Annotated in this window: 1 protein-coding gene; it reads left to right on the top strand. The window is 44.9% G+C overall.

Features of this window, described 5'->3' with window-relative positions; genetic code table 11:
- The coding region (locus tag PLA23_RS13475) for a V-type ATP synthase subunit I (RefSeq protein WP_324475549.1) at window positions 1-1,349 on the top strand (1,349 nt) is incomplete at both ends.

Genomic DNA, 1,349 nt, shown 5'->3' with positions numbered 1-1,349 from the left:
TCCGGTACGAAAAGATTATCAAAAAGATCTCCCCTCTTGAGCAACAACTTCCCACACTGGAAGGGTTCGAAGTTACGATTCTTATCATTCAAAAGGAGTTTGAATCTGTTCTTGATGTTATTCACCCGTTTCTCTCTGAGATCACAAAAAATCAGTTTGAGTTCATCAGCGCTGACCTCGATGAAAAAAATATCGCTGTAATCACAGTATTCAGCAAAAAATATGCCAATAAGGTCCACGATTTTCTCTATTCAAAAAATGTAAATGAAGTTCGGATACCCCAGGAGTATACGAATATGCCCCTGGATGACGCTCTTGTTCTGATTCAGGCAGACAAAGATGCAATTCGTGCTGAGATATCGGAGATAGAGGAAAAGATCCGTGATCTCTCTACCGTATGGTATGCAGAACTCGTTACATTAAAGACGCTGCTTACCGATTATCTTGAAGAAACATCTGCATATTCACATTTCGGGCAGACCGAGTATACCTTTGTGGTGAAGGGATGGATCCCGAAAAAATTCCTTCCTGCAACCAGAAAAGCCCTTATGGATAGTTTTGGTGAGTCGGTGGTAGTTCACGAACTCCCTGATGATCCGGAGCAGTATGATAATGCCCCGGTATTCTTTGACAATCCTGCATGGGTCAAACCATTTGAGTTCTTTATGAATCTGGTTACTCCGCCCATGTACCGTGAGATAGATCCCACTCCGCTGATAGCCATATTCTTCCCCCTGTTCTTTGGTCTCATCGTTGGAGACATCGGATATGGATTGGTTATTCTTTGTTTCAGCCTTGTTGTCCGGTTAAAATTCAGGGATATTCCCTGGATCTGCCAGCTCATGAGTATCCTGATGATCTCATCGATACCAACGATAGTATTCGGCTATATATATGGTGAGTTTTTTGGTGATCTTGGAGAGCATATGGGCTGGATTCATCCCCTGACCATCTTTGGCATCACCTGGAACCGGATTGAGGCCATCATACCCCTGCTCATCCTCACCATTGGTATTGGTGTATTTCATGTATTTCTCGGTTTATCGCTTGGAATCCTGAATGCATACCGCCATCACAAGACTAAACACATCATCGAAAAAGCCGGGATGCTGGGCCTTGTTACCGGAATTCTGCTGCTCATTGGATCGTACGCAGGGCATGTACCGGAATCACTCCTATTCGCCGTCGTTATCCTGATGCTGATCTCCATCGCCGGTCTGCTCTATGGTGGAGGCAGCAGGGGCGTTATTGAGGTGATGGGAACCATAGGCAACATCATGTCATATGCCCGTCTTATGGCAATCGGTCTTGCATCTGTTATTCTGGCTTTAGTTGCGAACCGCCTTTCG

Origin of the sequence: Methanospirillum sp., from assembly GCF_035406105.1 — an archaeon.
GTDB lineage: Archaea > Halobacteriota > Methanomicrobia > Methanomicrobiales > Methanospirillaceae > Methanospirillum.
Note: the sequence above shows the minus strand (reverse complement) of the source record. Positions and strands in the feature narration are given on the sequence as shown.